The 16698-nt window shown below is 45.5% G+C and carries 14 protein-coding genes; 5 read left to right on the top strand and 9 right to left on the bottom strand.

Going from position 1 to position 16698, the window contains the following annotated elements:
- The first annotated feature begins 86 nt into the window (after positions 1-86).
- The gene (gene rgy, locus THERU_RS06690) at positions 87-3524 is read left to right on the top strand and encodes a reverse gyrase (protein ID WP_025306508.1); all 3438 of its coding nucleotides are present in this window, start codon (positions 87-89) and stop codon (positions 3522-3524) included.
- A 3-nt stretch (positions 3525-3527) separates the two neighbouring features.
- On the opposite strand, the gene THERU_RS06685 is transcribed toward rgy, so the two are convergent.
- Genes THERU_RS06685 through THERU_RS06670 form a run of 4 tightly spaced genes read right to left on the bottom strand, consistent with a single transcriptional unit; the run spans position 3528 to position 7082 of the window.
- Entirely contained in the window at positions 3528-3956 is a 429-nt protein-coding gene (locus tag THERU_RS06685) for a hypothetical protein (RefSeq protein WP_025306507.1), read from the bottom strand.
- 3 nt (positions 3957-3959) lie between these two features.
- Complete coding sequence (gene fbp / locus THERU_RS06680) at positions 3960-5105, bottom strand: fructose-1,6-bisphosphate aldolase/phosphatase (RefSeq protein WP_025306506.1); 1146 nt, start codon at positions 5103-5105, stop codon at positions 3960-3962.
- 11 nt (positions 5106-5116) lie between these two features.
- The gene (locus THERU_RS06675) at positions 5117-6040 is read right to left on the bottom strand and encodes a tRNA (5-methylaminomethyl-2-thiouridine)(34)-methyltransferase MnmD (protein WP_245565815.1); all 924 of its coding nucleotides are present in this window, start codon (positions 6038-6040) and stop codon (positions 5117-5119) included.
- Positions 6015-7082 carry a bis-aminopropyl spermidine synthase family protein gene (locus THERU_RS06670; RefSeq protein WP_038532227.1) on the bottom strand — a complete coding sequence of 356 codons (1068 nt, stop codon included), beginning with the start codon at positions 7080-7082 and terminating at the stop codon, positions 6015-6017. The genes THERU_RS06675 and THERU_RS06670 overlap by 26 nt, the downstream gene beginning before the upstream one ends.
- A gap of 144 nt (positions 7083-7226) precedes the next feature.
- Between THERU_RS06670 and THERU_RS06665 the strand changes: the two genes are divergently transcribed.
- Genes THERU_RS06665 through THERU_RS06655 form a run of 3 tightly spaced genes read left to right on the top strand, consistent with a single transcriptional unit; the run spans position 7227 to position 9469 of the window.
- Entirely contained in the window at positions 7227-7469 is a 243-nt protein-coding gene (locus THERU_RS06665; RefSeq protein WP_025306503.1) for an AbrB/MazE/SpoVT family DNA-binding domain-containing protein, read from the top strand.
- 3 nt (positions 7470-7472) lie between these two features.
- On the top strand, positions 7473-8099 hold the full coding sequence (locus tag THERU_RS06660) for a flagellar hook assembly protein FlgD (RefSeq protein ID WP_025306502.1): 627 nt from the start codon (positions 7473-7475) through the stop codon (positions 8097-8099).
- A 2-nt stretch (positions 8100-8101) separates the two neighbouring features.
- Positions 8102-9469, top strand: coding sequence for a flagellar hook protein FlgE (locus THERU_RS06655; RefSeq protein ID WP_025306501.1), 1368 nt, complete (start codon positions 8102-8104; stop codon positions 9467-9469).
- Positions 9470-9498: 29 nt separating this feature from the next.
- Here the strand turns inward: THERU_RS06655 and bioF are convergent, their stop codons facing one another.
- Both bioF and THERU_RS06645 read right to left on the bottom strand, forming a co-directional pair.
- Positions 9499-10635: an 8-amino-7-oxononanoate synthase gene (bioF, locus tag THERU_RS06650; RefSeq protein WP_245565814.1), complete on the bottom strand. Its 1137-nt coding sequence runs from the start codon at positions 10633-10635 to the stop codon at positions 9499-9501.
- The gene (locus tag THERU_RS06645) at positions 10632-11564 is read right to left on the bottom strand and encodes a lytic transglycosylase domain-containing protein (protein WP_025306499.1); all 933 of its coding nucleotides are present in this window, start codon (positions 11562-11564) and stop codon (positions 10632-10634) included. Before THERU_RS06645 ends, bioF begins: the two co-directional genes overlap by 4 nt.
- A gap of 31 nt (positions 11565-11595) precedes the next feature.
- On the opposite strand from THERU_RS06645, the gene THERU_RS06640 reads away from it, so the two are divergent.
- The gene (locus tag THERU_RS06640) at positions 11596-12252 is read left to right on the top strand and encodes an ATP-binding protein (protein ID WP_025306498.1); all 657 of its coding nucleotides are present in this window, start codon (positions 11596-11598) and stop codon (positions 12250-12252) included.
- On the opposite strand, the gene metE is transcribed toward THERU_RS06640, so the two are convergent.
- The 3 genes from metE to THERU_RS06625 are packed head-to-tail and all read right to left on the bottom strand — an operon-like array spanning position 12249 to position 16697.
- Positions 12249-14525: a 5-methyltetrahydropteroyltriglutamate--homocysteine S-methyltransferase gene (gene metE, locus THERU_RS06635; RefSeq protein ID WP_025306497.1), complete on the bottom strand. Its 2277-nt coding sequence runs from the start codon at positions 14523-14525 to the stop codon at positions 12249-12251. The genes THERU_RS06640 and metE overlap by 4 nt on opposite strands.
- A gap of 31 nt (positions 14526-14556) precedes the next feature.
- Positions 14557-15498: an SDR family oxidoreductase gene (locus THERU_RS06630; protein WP_025306496.1), complete on the bottom strand. Its 942-nt coding sequence runs from the start codon at positions 15496-15498 to the stop codon at positions 14557-14559.
- Positions 15486-16697: a coiled-coil domain-containing protein gene (locus THERU_RS06625; protein WP_025306495.1), complete on the bottom strand. Its 1212-nt coding sequence runs from the start codon at positions 16695-16697 to the stop codon at positions 15486-15488. Before THERU_RS06625 ends, THERU_RS06630 begins: the two co-directional genes overlap by 13 nt.
- Between the last annotated feature and the right edge of the window lies 1 nt (position 16698).

The raw sequence follows: 16698 nt of genomic DNA, 5'->3' as shown, positions 1-16698 counted from the left end.
TTTTCCACCTCCTTTCAGTTTGAGAGTTTATGCAGTGTGTGTTAAGAAATGGTTAAGTTTGGAGGTCTTGTATAATCTTTAACTAAATGGTAAAGGCGATATTTAGCAAGCTTTGTCCTAATTGCGGTGGAGATATAAGCGTAGAGAGGCTTGAGAAGGGACTTCCCTGCGAAAGGTGTATGCCCAAAGAGGGGGACCCTTGCAAGAGCCTAAAAGAAGGAACCCTTTGGGAAGTTTGCCAAGTGGAAAAAGAACTTTTAGAATGGGTGGAGGAGTTCAGAAAGGGTGTGTCTGCGGAACCTTGGGATCTGCAAAGGACATGGGCAAAGAGGGTGCTTATGGGACATTCCTTTGGGCTACTGGCACCTACTGGCGTGGGCAAGACATCCTTCGGTCTTTCTATGGTCTCTTTTTTGGCAAAGAAAAACAAAAGGTCCTATGTGATCCTTCCCACAAAGCTGTTGGTGGAACAGACTGTAAGGAAGCTAAAAAGCTTTGGATTGGACGAAGAGCACATCCTCTATTTTGGAGACGATACAGAGAAGGAAAAAAGGGAAAAGAAGAAAAGGTTAGAGGAGGGGGACTTTTTGGTGCTCGTTTCCACCTCCATGTTTCTTTACAAAAACTATGAGAGCCTACCGAAGGATTTTGCCTTTATCTTTGTGGATGATGTGGATTCCTTTTTGAAGACTGCTAAAAACATAGACAAAGCCCTTTATCTTCTTAACTTCTCTCCCGAGGATATAGAGCTAGCCCTAAGGCTTATCCGTTTGAAGGAAAAGCTAAATAAGAGTCAAGAGGATTGGGAGGAGATAAAAAAACTCTCTGAACAAGTTGCCAGAGTATCCCAAAAGAGAAAGGGTGTCCTTGTGGTGTCCTCCGCTACCTCTAACCCAAGGTCAAGCAGGATCAAGCTCTTTAGGGAACTTTTGGGCTTTGAGGTAGGAACTCCCACCTTTTACCTTAGGAACGTGTTGGACACCTACGAAGACATAAACAAACTTCCCTTGGAGGAGTGGATCAGAAAGCTTGGCAAGGGAGGGCTGATCTTTGTTCCCTCCGACAGAGGGAAGGAGTACGTGGATGTCCTAAAGGAGGAACTCTCCCAAAAGGGGATAGCCTGTTTAACCTACGAGGAGCTCTCAGAAGAAAACTTAGCCAGTTATGAAAAGGGAGAGGTAGATGTGCTCATAGGTATTGCGTCCTATAGGAACCCTCTGGCGAGGGGCTTTGACATGCCTCACGTAGTAAGGTATGCCATCTTCTACGGAGTGCCAAAGATCGTTGTTTCTCTGAGGTTTGAGGAGAACCTCTCCCACCTGCTCTGGGCTTTGAGTAGCATAAGGGCGGAGATCGTCAAAAAGCTTCCGCATCTATCTCAGAAAATTGACAATTGGCTTACAGCCTTGAAAAAATACCAATACCTGAGCGAGGAGTTTTTGCAAGATAAACCTCAGCTTAGGGAAAAGATTGAAAACCTCAAGAGGGAGATAGAGGAATTTTTCAATTCGGAGGAGGTCTCAAGGCTCTTGCAAACTTCGGAGGATATTACCCTTAAGCTTGAAGAGGATGGTGGTAAGCTTTTTGTTTCCGATGCCACCGGCTATCTTCAAGCCAGCGGTAGGACATCCCGTATGTTTGCGGGTGGAATAAGCAAAGGTCTAAGCCTGGTGTTGGTGGATGACAGAAGGGTTTTTAAGCATTTACAGAAAAAAGTCCGATGGTTCAGCGACGATATAGAGTTTGTGGAGCTAGGGCAAATTGACCTTGAAAGCGTCCTTGCTGAAATAGACAGGGATAGGCTTTTGATAAGAAAGTTCCTTGAGGGACAGGAGGTTCAAGAAAGGAACACATTGCTAAAGCCCATCCTCTTGGTGGTGGAGTCTCCCAACAAGGCGCGCACCATAGCCAACTTCTTTGGAAAGCCTGTCAGGAGGAGAGTAAACGGGCATGAGGTTTATGAAACATCCACCGAAAGTCTGTATTTGATGATCAGTGCGTCTTTGGGGCATGTCCTTGATTTAGTGACCGAGGGTGGCTTTCACGGAGTTTTGGTGGATGGGTATATTAGCCCAATTTATCAAGCAATTGAAGGAAAGGAGGATGTGATCAACAGCCTTAGAAGATTAGCCCTTGAGAGTCAAGAAGTTTTTATAGCCACAGACCCGGACGCGGAGGGTGAAAAGATCGGTTGGGACATAGCGAACCTGCTCAGACCCTTTGTCAAAAGCATAAGGCGTATGGAGTTCCACGAGGTTACCAAGAAGGCAATAATCAAATCCCTAAAAGAACTCAGGGACATAGACGAAAACAAGGTTAAAGCTCAGGTGGTCCGAAGGGTCTCCGACCGGTGGGTAGGCTTTGAATTTTCCCAAAGACTTTGGAGTGCCCTCGGCAAAAACTGGCTCTCTGCGGGCAGGGTTCAAACGCCCGTGTTGGGCTGGATCATACAAAGGGAAAAGGAATACAGGCAGAAAGTTTATAAGGTGCAAATAGACCTCTCCCAAAATGGCAGGAAGTTTTTGCTTGAGCTTACCTTTGAGGAAAAGGATAAAGCAAAAGCCTTCTTTGAAAGCTTGGAAAAGGTGGATATAAAAGTCCTCGGAGAGAGGGAGGAGCTAAGAAATCCTCCTCCACCCTACAGAACGGATACTATGCTAAAGGATGCCAGCGATAGGTACAGGTTTTCTCTGCCAAAGACCATGGAGCTTGCCCAAAGCCTGTTTGAATGGGGGTTTATAACCTACCACAGAACAGATTCAGTTAGGGTCTCAGACTACGGCATAGCTTTAGCGGGTGAATACATAAAGGAGGAATTTGGAAAGGAGTACTTTAGCCCAAGGGTGTGGGGAGAAGGTGGAGCCCATGAATGTATTAGACCTACCAAAGCTTTGGAACCAGAAGAACTAAGGTCCCTATGGCTCAGCGGTCAGTTAGGAGTGGACGGCTTTAGCAAAGATCACCTCCTCTTGTATGAGCTCATCTTTAAGAGGTTTATGGCAAGCCAGATGAGACCGGTGAAGGTTAAAGTTATAGATGTGCTCATAAGGGCGGGGGACTTTGAAATTTCCCGGGAGTTAGTCACAGATATTTTGGAGGATGGCTGGAACAGAATCCTCAGGTTTGAACTGCAACCTCCACTTTTTGGTGAGTTAGACGTTAAAGATAGAAAGACGCTAAAGGTTCAACCCAAGGCTTACCTTTACACCCACGGCGAGTTGGTGCAGGAGATGAAAAATAGAGGCATAGGCAGGCCCTCCACCTACGCCACCATAATAGCCAAGCTCGTAGAGAGGGGTTATGTGATAGAAAAGAAAGGTTTTCTTATACCTACGAACCTCGGCAAAAAGGTCTACGAATTTTTGAGCTCCGAAGAGAGCATAAAGAAGTTTCTTTCTGAGGAATGGACAAAGGAGCTGGAAGCCCTCATGGACTTGGTGGAGGAGGGCAAAGAGGATTATGTGAAAATTTTAAGGGAGCTTTACCATCAAATCCTTGCGGTGAAAGTAGAAGAAAAGCACTAAGAGCTACCTACCAAAGAGCTTCTTTATTCTGTTGAAGAATCCTCCGAACCTTCTGTTTATCTCCAGCCTTAGCTCCTCCGCTATGGTGCCTAGCCTTCCAGATACTTTAGATAGCACCGATTTGTCCTTTACCTTGTCCCCTTCAAGGAACTCCTTTAAGAGTTCATTGGTTTTTTCTACCGCCTCTAAAACCCTTCTGAGCTCCTTTTCGTTTTCAAGGTCAAGCTTGTTTATACGGGCTTCTATGCACTTTAACATGCCCTCCAAGGCACTGTCAAAGGCGGGAGTAGCCAAAAGTTCCACCAGCTTCGCCCTGAGCCTAAAACGATAATCCTCCAAATAATAGGCAAAGGGCTCCTTTTCCTTCACATTATCCAGAAACTCTTCCACTATGAGGACCACCCTTTCTTCTATACTATAGACCTTTTCCATCTTTCAGTCCGTTTCTGTGTGATGCTCTTCACCGGTGGGGGCTTTTTTGCCCTCTTCCAGCTCGTAGAACCTGTCTTCCAGCTTTTTGAGGATCTTAGGAAGGGTTGTGTATTCCATCTCTTCGGAGGGTAGCCTGTGGGGTTCAAAAATACCCTGCCTTCTGAGGATGTCTGCCATAAGCTGGGCTTGTTCCCTTGCCCTGTCAAAGGCTGGGTCATCAAAGAGGTCCCTAGGACCTATTAGCTTGCCGTTGGCGATCTGATAGCCCGCCGCTATTACCCTCGGTGGTCCATCAAAACGGGTGGGAGTTGCCTGCTTAAAGGATACGGGCATAAGAGGTCCGTTGTGGGACCCTCTCATCCATCCTTCCACTATCCAAGGTCTTGCAAAGGGCTCAAGCACTTCACCAACCGCAGGAAAACCAGACTGAGCCCTAACGATCATAACCGGGTCATCCTTTCCTACATACTTGCCAGCGATAAGGGAGAGCCTTTGGGTGGAAGCAACCGCCGCAATCTCTCCGTCCGAATTCCTCCATACACTCTTGACCGCATACCTTTCCACACTGCCGATCAGCGCCAGAAGGTCATACAGCTCCGCGGGAGTTGATAGCTTAACTGCCTTTCCTGTATAGGTATCCAACACTTCAAAGGTAAAGCCGTCGTGCATTTTGGGGTCTATGACCAAGCCTGCGCAGACCATTGGGTCTGCAAACATCTCATAAAGGGGCAAGTTCCACGCACTGGGGGAGGTTTTATCCGCAAAAAACACAATTACAGGCTCGGATGGTCTTTCTTCAAACTCCATCTCTGCCACACCCGGACCCATACCCTTAACATTCCCGGAGAAGGTGTCCGAGAGCAAGTCCTGTCCTGCGCCATACAGTTTTAGTTTTTTGGAAACTGCCGTTCCCTCCTCAAAGGCCCTCCAGGCTATACCGTGCACCAGCTCGCTGTCCACACCGTGCTGATGGGTCATAACCAGGGCAATATCGTCACCGCAGACCAGTGTTTGACAATCAATGAGATTACCTTTTTCTACCTCTTTAAGCCCTACCTCTTGAACCTTTTGCAAAACCTCCGGATGCACACCGGAGTGTCCCACAAATCCCCCTATGTCTGCCTTTATTACGCTCAGTGTGATTTTCATAATGCACCTCCTTAACTTTTATTATAAAGCACCCTAAGCCCATAATCTGCTAGTATGTGCAAGGGTTCTCTGTTCAGAGTGGGATCCCTAAAGGGCACCGCAAAGGGAGAATTTTTGAGCTTTTGAGCTTCTACTTCCGTCAAAGACTCCTCAATTTCAAAGCCTGCCTTTGTCCCTCCCATCTTCCTTCCTACAGGATACGTGCTCTGCAGATTAAAGCCCAAAAGCTTTAGGGCTTTTCTAACCGCAAGGGAAGAGGTGTAAGAAACCCACACACCATCCCTTTTTAAAAGCTTTGTGAGAAGAGCCAAAAAATCCAAGGTCCATAGCTCGGGATTTTTGTAAGGAGAAAACCCATCGTGAAAAATGGCATCTGCATCAAAACTTTTAATCTCTTTTACCCTTTCCCTCGCATCCCCCAAAAGTAGTCTGAAGGAGATACCATCCTTTTCAAAGGAGGGTAGGTTATCCCAAAGTAGCTTCCAGTATGGCAAATATTCCTCCGGCGGTGGGGGAACTTCTTTGGGTAGTTCCTTTTCAAAGGATAGAACCTCAATGTATAAGTCCTTTTTCACATCCCTCAGGTGCTTAAGCATGACCACCACATTGTAGCCCAGTCCAAAGCCTACATCCACCACTCTGATTATCTTACTCCCTTCTACCCTTTCAAGAAGTCCGGAGGGTTTTAGGAACTTCTCTACGCATTCACTTAGGGCTCCTGCGGTAAGGCTATGGTAGGGCTCACCATACTCTTTGGCTATTAAGGTGTAAGAACCATCCTTTGTAAGAGAAATGCCTTCCCCTGGTACGGAAGGCTTTAGCCAGCCCTTCATTAGCTTGAGGAGGGCTTGGTAGGTCCCTTCGTCAGAAATTCCGTATTCCTTTTCTAAAATTTCCCTCAGTCTCTCCTCAAGTGGTGGAGCCTTCCTCGTCAAGATAAAAGACATCATCGGAAATGGGTTCGTTCCACCTCTTAAAGCCGGGCAGGGCTTCTATCCTGTACCAAGCGGATTTATACCATATGGTCTTAGGTTCCCTCTTTACAGGGGCTAACTCTGCCGCCTTTGTCTCCGAGTGATAATCCCAGGTTATGTAATGGTTAAAGTTCTGCACTATGTCTGTGATGGCTACGCCAAACTCGGATGTGAGGGATATCTGAAAGTCCCTCCAACGGAAGACAGAAGAGTCCCTTAGGGTCAAGCCAAAATATCCTACTCCTCCCTCTTCCCTCAGGGTAGCAATGCCCCTTCCTATGAAAGCCCTAAAGGCGGGCAATGTTTCCGGTGGGTCCGAGACAAAAACATCAAAATTCCCCAGGATATCCTCAGGTAGCGGGTTCCTGAGATCCCAAACCATCGCCCTGGCGTTGTCTATGCCCAACTCTTTGAATATTTGATTGTCAAAATCAATGAGCCTTTTGTCTATGTCTATGACCAAAACGCTCTTTGCCTTTCGGGTAAGGGCTATTGCAAGACCAGTTAAGTCATCCTCCGCCCCTAAAACTATGATGTCCTTGTTTCTTAGGTCTCCCCTTGAATCCATGAAAAGCACCCGAGATATGGTGGTCTCGGGAGTAACTGAACCCTGGTCGTAGTCCCTTATAGCCTTTGGTCTGTCCTTTGTTAGCTGTAAAAACTCCCTGTACAGTTCTATGTTTGCATAAAAGGGTATTCCTCTGCCCTCACAGGCTTTGCAAGAGTGATCTTCAAAGGTTTCTATGCCCAGCTCTCTAACAAAATCAAAACCTTTTTGGGTCAGTTTTATGTTTTCTTCATCGTCAATAAAGAGAATGCCTTCGTCAATTAAAACCTTTACTATGCCCGATGCGGCGGGCACAGGCAGGCTTGACATATCTACTATTTCCCAAAAATCTCCACTTTTCAAAACTGCAGAAAGCACCGCTTCCACATTCCTCTTGTAAATCCTTACTCCGCTTACTTCCCTTGCCTTGTTGGCAAGCTCCACCAGAGCTTTCATGCACACCTCCTGAAGAGTTTTAGCCTATTTATTTTAACTCAAGTTCTCTGGAAACAAGGGATGTTTGAAAGTTGAGTATGTTAGATTAAGGTTTTTCATCAAACCTCTTGACATTGTCAAACATATGGCATATATTCATACACCATGGATGAGGTAGTAAAGATTATGGCAAGGGGGCTCATAGCCCTGCCCAGCGAAGTCAGGAAGAAATTGAACCTAAAGGAGGGTGACATAGTAAAGTTAGAAGTGAAGGAAAACGAAATAGTGATCAGAAAGGAGGAAAGGCTGTACGACCTCAAGGGAAGTTTGAAGGGAGCAAAGGTGCAAGACAAAAGCTTTGCTCAAATTTTGCAAGAGGAGTTGAGTAAAAAGCACAGGGAGGGATAAAAAATGCAAGTGAGCTTTAAACCACAGGAGCCGAAGGTTCTCCCGTCTAACTACGCGCCGGGGGTGGATAACCTTACCTCTGAGGACTTTTTGAAGATCTATATGGAAACTCTGCGCTATCAAGACCCTTTCCAAACCCAAGACCTTTCTAAGATGCTTGACGATATGGTAAAGCTAAACCAAGTCAGGTTCTTTAACGATATACGCTCCTTTACCGAAGGTCTTAAAGCCCTCTTTAATCAATCAACGCTTATCTCAAGCCTTTCTTTGGTAGGAAAGGATGTTATCTTTTCCACAGAAGAGGTAAATACTGTAAAGGGAGGGCAATATTACCTTTTATCACCTGAGGATGTATCTCAAGCTACCGTTAAATTCTTTGATGGAGATCAAGTGGTGAAAGAGATAAAGATAGATTTAAAAAAAGGCTTAAACGAATTGAATTTGGACGGTCTTCCAAAGGGACAGTTTCGGGTAAAGGTTTTTAAAGATGGTTTAGAGTATCCAAACGTGCAACTTGGGATAAAGGGTAGTATAAAAGCTGCAGCAGTGATGAACGGACAGCTACTTTTTGAGCTTTTGGATGGTAGCATGATAGACCCATCAAAAATAATATACTTGGGGGGTGTGTAGTCATGATGAGAAGTTTTTTTAACGCAGTAACTGGGCTAAATGCCTACAGAACATGGATGGATATAACCTCAGACAATTTGGCAAATGTGAATAATATTGGTTTCAAGGGAAGTAGACCTATCTTTCAGGACGTGGTATCCTCCGTTACCATAGGACTAAACACTGTAACCAATACCGTGAAATCTACCACCTACGGTGCTGGTGTTTTGGTGGATAGCACCCAAAAGCTTTGGACTATAGGCAACTTTAAGCAAACAGGCGTGAACACAGACCTTGCAATACAGGGAAAGGGGCTTTTTATAGTAAAAGATCCAATCAGCAAAATATCCTATTACACTAGGGATGGGCAGTTTAGACTAAGCAGGGATGGGTATATGGTAAATTCGGCAGGATTTAAGCTTCAGGGCTTTAAAGTTGATGAAAAAGGAAATATTGTTGGCACAGGTTTGGAGGATATACATGTTGTGCAACAGCTTACGCCAAAAGCCACAAGCACCATAAACTTTTTACAACCTTCCAACCTAAACGCGGATGCAGGTATACCAGCGGTAGCTTTTGACCCTACAAACCCTGCTTCCTATAACTACAAATACACCATAACCATATACGACAGCTTGGGAACTCCTTATCAGGCGGACCTCTTCTTTAGAAGAGTTACAACAAACACGTGGGAAATATATCTTAGGTCTGATATAGACCCAGCTACACCCGGATACGAACTGTCGGGAGATTGGACTGTGAGCTTTGACCCGTCAGGGAAGTTGATATATGACAATACTACGGTTCTCAGGGAACCTTCTCCAGATGGAAGGAATTTTCTATATTACCTAAATCCAGCCACATTAACTGTTCCCACCGCTACCCCCAGCGGTGGAACATTCCCCGCCAACACCGATTGGCGTATATATGTGGGTGAAACACCTCAAACTGGGGCCCCAGGTGTAGGAGGCTCCATATCAAACTCTTACATTACCCAGTATTCCGCAGACTTTGTAATAACCGCAGACCAGAATGGATATGCTAAGGGCGACCTGGTGGATGTTTACGTGCTATCTGAGGATGGTGCAGTCGTTGGTGTGTATTCCAATGGAAAATCTTTGCCCTCGTACAGGGTAGCCATAGCGGTCTTTTCCGACCCTGAGGAGTTGATAAAAAAGGGTGCAAATCTGTATACCTCCATTTCAACGCCAACCATAATGGTTGCCGGTAGTTCAGAAAAGGTGCGTTCTGGTATGTTGGAGATGTCAAACGTGGATATTGCCTCCGAATTTATAAACCTGATCTCCGCCCAAAGGGCTTATCAGGCTAACGCAAGAACTATAACTGCGACCAATACGATCCTTGATGATACTATAAACTTGGTGAGGTAGATTAGAAGTTGGGTTCCGGAGAGAGGGGGTCAGTGAAGGGAGGGTGGGGGAGGGGATTTTAGCAACGTATAGAAATATTCCAAGTCCTCCTTTTTGTATTTCAAGCTTGCAGTAAGCCTTAGCCTTGCCTCGCCCATTGGCACTGTGGGATATCTTATAGCCTGTAAAAAGACGCTCCTTTCAAGTAGATACTTGGACAACTCAAGGGCTTTTTCTTCCGAGTAGAGCATTATGGGTAAAATGGGAGTACCATAGAACTTTACAAAAAAGCCCATTTCTGAAAGTCTTCTGTATATCTCCTCCGCCACACTCTTCAAAGTGGGCACCATCCACTTTTCCCTCTCCAAAATCTCCAAAGCCTTTTTTGCGGACGCACACAGGGAAGGAGGCAAAGAGGTGGAAAAAATGAGGCTTCTTGCCCTGTTTACGAGGTAATCCACGAGCCTTTGGGAACCGCACACAAAGGCGCCATAAGAGCCCAGAGCCTTTGAGAGGGTCCCCATTAATATAATGTTTTCCTGCCAAGGAATACCAAAGGCATAAAGTATTCCTTTACCCTTTTCCCCCAAAGTGCCCGTTGCGTGGGCTTCGTCAAGCATTAGCATGCAATCGTACTCCTGAGAGAGTTTTAGCAGGGTGGGAAGGTGGGCTATGTCTCCATCCATGCTAAAAACACTGTCGGAGATCAACAGACACCTTCTGTAAGCCTTTCTGTTTTCCTTTAGAATCTCCTCAGCCTTCTCATAGTCAAGGTGTGGGAAAACGAATACCTTTGCCCTTGAGAGCCTGCAAGCGTCTATGATGGACGCATGGTTGAGTTGGTCGCTGAGGATCATGTCTCCTTCGGAGACCAAGGCGGGTATTGTGCCCAGGTTTGCCAGATATCCAGAACCAAATAGGACGCAGGCGGGAACCCCTTTAAAATCCGCCAGCTTATCCTCCAAAGACTTGTGGTGAATCGTGTAGCCAGAAACCAAGGCGGATGCACCGCTACCAACACCGTAATCCTTTATTACCCTGATGGCTTCCTCCTTTACCTCGGGATGTTCTCTTAAACCAAGATAGTCGTTGGAGCAAAGGTCTATTAAGCCCTCCCGTAGAGATCGCCTTCTGAGGAGTTTTTGCTGTTGTATTTTCTGTAGCTCCTCCTCAATCCAATCCATCATCTGATTATTACTTTTGCGCCGTTTTCCAGTAGTATCGTTTTTTCTTCTTTTAAGGCGGTCTGCCCTTGGGGTAAATATATGTATGTCCCCGCCGGAATCCTATCTCCCCTTATGTGAGGGTTAAAGTCCCTAAAGACGCTCTCTTTTAGGTTCTTATCCGCTAAAACCTTCTCTACTTTTGTTTCTTCCTGAACTTTGTTTACCACCAATCCGACCTTTTCCATGTTGATGTTCAGGCCATACTTTTCTGGGTATCTTGTAAGAAGTAAAACGGCAAAAAAGGCGGGTACATAATTTTTTGTTTCGAGAGGGAGAAAGTTCTGCGTCTCCCAAAAGTTGATCCCACCTGTCCTCCTTGCTACGCAACTTTCTCCACAGTTATAGGCTGCCAGGGCAAGCTCCCAGTTTTTAAACGCCTGATAGAGGTCTTTCAGATACATGGCGGCAGCCTCGGTGGATTTTATCACATCAAACCTCTCGTCTATTTCCCCATCCACCCTAAGTCCATACCTCCTTGCGGTAGAGGGTATAAACTGCCACAGCCCAGCAGCGCCAGCACGGGAAACCGCAAATGGATTGAAGGCGCTTTCTATTGCGGGCAATAGGGCAAGCTCCTCCGGCAGACCGTGCTTTTGCAATATAGGGAGTATTATTGGTATGTAGTAGCTAGCCCTTCTTAGGGTATTTTCAAAGGACTGCCTGTTTGCCAGAAAATAATTGACAAACCTTCTTATCTCCTCTCTGTCTGGGATCTCTATGTTAAAGACCTTAGCCTCTTGTGCTAAAAACTTCTCCTCCTCCTCCGAAAAGCCAAAGTTTCCCTTTTTGACCACATCTATGTTGCTGTTTTTGTAAGGGAATATGCTCTGCCTTATGGTGGGCGTGCAGGAGAACAAGAGGGCAAGGGTAAGAAGCATTACTATTTTCATTTTTTCCTCCCCGTGGGATTAATATAATACCATGGCAGACAAAAACTGTCCAATCTGTAAGGGAACGGGCTTTGTGGATAAGGGTAATGTGGTTGAATTGTGCCAATGTAGGTTTAAGGAGGAGAACTTTCAAAGGCTTTTGAACATTCCTAAAAAGTTCTGGAGTGCGGAGCTTGATAACTACCAACCCATTTCACCAGCCCAAAGGAGAGCCCTTGAAGTTTGTAAGGAGTTTGTTTTCAATTTTAATCCCGAGGAGGGCAAGGGCATTACCTTAGTGGGACCTCCCCAGATGGGAAAGACCCATTTGGTAGTGGGTGTCCTAAAGGCACTATACAGACAAAAAAGGATCAGAGGCTTTTTCTTTGATACTAAGGAGATGCTCTTTCAACTTAGATTTTACGCAGGCTCCGAGGAAGATAAATACAGTAGGATGCTCAAGTTTTTGATGAGGGTTCCTGTTTTGGCGCTGGATGACCTGGGCAGTGAAAGGCTCTCCGACTGGAGCATAGAGGTTCTCTCTTTGCTCATCACATACCGCTACAATCATCAACTCAGTACTCTCATCACCACCAACTACCAGCTTAAGAAGTCCGAGGAAGACCTCTTAAACAGTTTGGAGGAAAGGCTTTCCCCCGGAGTGGTGGGAAAGCTCTTCCACATGAACGAAGTGGTCTATATCTCTTAAACACTAACCAGCTCTTTTCTCAGTTCCTCCGCACATTCCACCATGTTTTTGAGGGCTGGCACTACCTCTTCCCACCTTCTTGTCTTTAGTCCACAGTCTGGATTTACCCAAAGTAGTTCCACGGGCAACACCTTCATCGCCCTTTCCAGAATTTGCCTTATGCTGTTCTTGTCCGGTATAGCGGGAGAGTGTATATCATAAACACCTATGCCGATCTGTCTGTCCCAACCTTTGAAGTTTTCAAAGGCGGACAAGATCTCTCCCTTGCTCCGGGATGCCTCTATGGATATAACATCAAAATCCATCTGATATATGTACTCTATGACTTCGTTAAACTCCGAGTAGCACATGTGGGTGTGAATTTGGGTCTGGGGTTTTGCCTTGGAGCAGAGCCTAAAGGCTTTTACCGCCCAGCTAAAGTAATGGGGCCAATCCCTTTTCTTTAAGGGTGCCCCTTCCCTAAAGGCAGGCTCGTCTATCTGTATTATCTTGATGCCAGCATTCTCTAAATCCTTTACCTCTTCCAGCAAAGCTAAAGCTATTTGGTATGCGATCTCTTCCTTGGGAATGTCCTCTCTGTAGTAGCTCCAGTTAAGTATGGTGACAGGTCCAGTTAGCATGCCCTTAACGGGCTTTTGGGTCAACGACTGGGCGTAGGTGATTTCCTTTAGGGTCATGGGTTCTGGGCGATAAACATCTCCGTATATGATGGGTGGTCTATAGACCCTTGAACCGTAAGATAGAACCCATCCGTGTTTGGTGGTAGCAATTCCACCAAGTTTTTCTGCAAAGAACTCTACCATGTCTGTCCTTTCAAACTCACCGTGTACCAAAACGTCCAGTCCAATATCTTCCTGAATCCTTATGACCTTCTCTATCTGTTCTTTTATAAACCTTTCGTACTCTTCTGGGCTTAGCTTGCCATTGCGGTATTCGGTTCTTGCCCTTCTGACTTCCTCCGTCTGTGGGAAAGAGCCTATGGTGGTGGTGGGGAGCAATGGAAGCTTTAGGATGTCCTGCTGGAGCTTTATCCTCTCCTGGTAGGGCACATCTCTCACAAAGTCCTCTTCCCGCAGATTCTTGACCTTTTCCCTAACCTCAGGAACCTCTCCAAACTTAATGGAGAGGAGCTTTTTAACCCTTTCCACCTCCAACCTTGCCTGTTGGTCGCCCTCAATGGCGGACTTTATGGTTCTCAGCTCAAAAAGCTTTTCCTTTGCAAAGGCAAGCCTTTCTTTTAGCTCAGCATCCAACTCATTTTCTGGCTCCACGCTAACGGGCAGATGAAAGAGAGGGCAGGAGTTAGCAATGATAACATCCTTAGCATGTTTGCTAAGCTCTTCCACCAATCGGACCTTCTCATCCAAGCATGCCCTCCAAACCTGCCTGCCGTTTATTACACCCGCTATGAGCACTTTGTCCTCTGGAAAACCAAACCTTCTTATATTCTCAAGGTTTTCCCTGTTGGAAACAAGGTCAAAGCCCAGAGCCTTCACGGGTAGTTTTATATACCTTTGGTAGTCGGAAACGCTGTCGTAGTAAGTTAAAAGGTATATGTCCAAGTACTTTGAAAGGCACGAATACATCTCCTCCACCAGGTCCCACTCATAGTCTTTGAGTTCCAAGCAGAGGGCTGGGTCTTCTACAAGAACCTCTTTTACACCCTCCTCCTTTAACTCTTTGAAAACCTCCTCATAAACTCCAAAAACTGCATTGAAGTATTTTTCAAAGGTAGCCTGGTCTTCTATTTTTGAAAGTTCAAGGATTGGGAATGGACCCTCTTCTTTTCTTTTGAGGACTTTTGAAAGCTTTAAGAAGGTGAAGGGTGAAAGGATTTTTGGGATGGTCTCCACTCCCATAGCCTTAAAGAACCTATACTCCTCAAGGAGGTAGTTCTTCAAGAGCTTTAGCTCTGCATTTTCCAGCTCTGGCACCAAGTAGTGATAGTTGGTGTTGAAGTATTTGGTCATCTCAAGGGCATACTTGCCCCTTGCCATTTCAAAGTAGGTTTTTAAGCCTTCATACTGTCCAAAGCGGGAGGGTATGGCAGAAAGCATTACCGCAGTGTCTAAGACAAAGTCGTAGTAAGATAGCTCGTTGGAGGGGATCATATCCACATTTTGCCTGTAGTTTTCCACCATCCACCGACGGAGGTTGTTCATTCCGTCCACAAACTGGGTCTCGTCTATCTTACCCTTCCAAAAGTTTTCAAGCAAAGACTTGAACTCCCTCTTTTCGCCGAGCTTTGGAAATCCATAAGCCAGAGTTTTCATACCAACACCTCCGCAAATTTTGGACTGAAAATTATACCATTCTTTTAGCAAACTCTTTCAAACTCCACTCCAAGCTTTCTTTGTAAGGTATGGGCTCTTTGTTGCACAGCTTTCTAACACCGTCTGACTCCACATCCTTGTCAAGCCCGCAGATGTTATCCCTCCACATCATGAGCATCTGGTCTGAGCTAAAGGGTGGTGGGCTGAGGACCTTTTCCGCCACTTTTCCCGCAATATACATAAAAATTTTTGGCACTGGTAAAAGGAGAACCTTTCTGTTCCAACGGGAAAAGATGTCCTCTAAGAGTTCCTTAAAGCTAACCCTGTCTGGACCGCATAGCTCGTAAGTTTTGTTTACCGCTTCCTCCTTTTCCATGGCGCTCACAAAGGCGCAGGCCACATCCCTAACATCCACCGGCTGAAAGAGATACCCACCCCCTCCGGGCAAGGCTACCACCCGCAGATATTTGGTAATGTTCCACATATCCGCAAAGAGCCTTTGCTCTGGACCAAGGATTAGGGAGGGTCTAAGTATAGTGTACTTTAGCCCGGAAGTCTTCAAAAACTCCTCCGCCATGAACTTAGTTTGGTGGTATAAAGAGGGTGCGTCTTTATGGGTACCGAGTGCGCTCATATGAACCACCCTTTTGGGAGATAGCTCCCTTAATATCTCATACAAGTTCTTTGCATAAAGATAATGCACCCTTTGAAAGGTGGAGCCAGACCTTCTGTCTTCAACTAGTATGCCAATCAGATGGATAACATAATGGGGCTGAACTTTCTCAAGGGCTTTCCTTAAAGAATCTTTGTCGGAAAAATCCACCTCAAGGGCATCAACGCCATCGGGGAAAATATCCCTTACTTTCTTGGCGTTTCTAACGAGCGCATAAACTTGGTAGCCTCTGTTTAAAAGCTCCTTGACTACATACCTACCCACAAAGCCCGTGGCACCGGTGATGGCTACCCTCTCCATTTAACAAACTCCCTTATGAACCTATCTTTATGCTTTTGGTCCTCTTCATCAAGAATACCAAGAATACGCCAAGTTTTTTCTTTGCCATAGGTAAAGTAAATTCTACCACCCTTTGGCTTTAGCTTAAAGGTGTTTTTTACACCCTTTATGGTTTCAAAGACCTCTCCCAGTTCCTTCATGTTCAAAAGCATGAGCTCCTTTAAAAACTCTCTCTTTCTTTGATGGTCCAATTGGATAAATTCCTCAAGGGCTTGACCTTCCCACTCTATACGGTCAAGGACCAAATCCAACATCTCTTGGTAGAGTTCTTTTTTTGTGTATTTTATTCTTTCATACTCCTCCAGACGAAGCTGGGTCAAAGAGAGTTGCCTTTGCAATTCTTCCACTTGACGGCGTAAGTTTTCCTTTTCCTCGTTAAGTCTTAAGTTTTCCCTTGAGACTTCCTCCAAAAGCTCCTCCAAAGCCAAAAGCTCCTTCATTAATTTTTTTCTTTCGCTTCTGAGCTTTGAAAGTTCTCTGTCTTCTCTATCGGTTGTTCTCTCCTGTTGAAGTTCCAACATCTCAAAAAGCCTTCTGTTTGCCTCCTTTAGCCTCTCTACCCTTTCCTCGTAGTCTTTAAGGGTTTCTTTGAGGGAGTTTAACTTTTTTACGATGTCTTCCTTTTCCTTCAAGAGCCTTTCTTTTTCTGCCGTTTCCTCCTCCGTTAGCTTCTCTATTCTTTTTTCAAGCTCGTACTTTTCTTTGGTGAGCTTTTCAATTAACTCTTTATACAGCTTTTTAGTTTTTAGGGCTTCCATTAGTTCCTTTTGGTTTTTTGAAAGCTCCTCCTCAAGTCTTTGCTTTTCCTCTTGGAATTGCCTCCACCTTTTTTCTACGGGCGACTCAAAGAGCCTTATGACAAGCAGGGTTATTAAAAAGGCGGGCATTTGCTCCAACACAAGGCTGAACCTCTGCTCCACCACTGCCTGCAAAAGCACATTAAACACAAACAGAAGACCGATCCACGCCACAGTCCTCAGCCTCTCACCAAAGAGCCAGGCTACATACAGGGCGGATAAAAAGAATGTCAGATGAAGTTGTTCAGGCAGAGAAGAAGGATAGAGCCTAACATCCAACATTTGGGACAGTTGCACCAGGGCAAAGTTGTAGGAGACGATCAAGAAGGCAAGCAGAATTGGCTCTTTTATCAGTGTTAGCATT

This window comes from Thermocrinis ruber (genome assembly GCF_000512735.1).
In the GTDB taxonomy this organism is placed as follows: domain Bacteria; phylum Aquificota; class Aquificia; order Aquificales; family Aquificaceae; genus Thermocrinis; species Thermocrinis ruber.
This window is presented reverse-complemented; position numbering and strand designations above follow the sequence as displayed.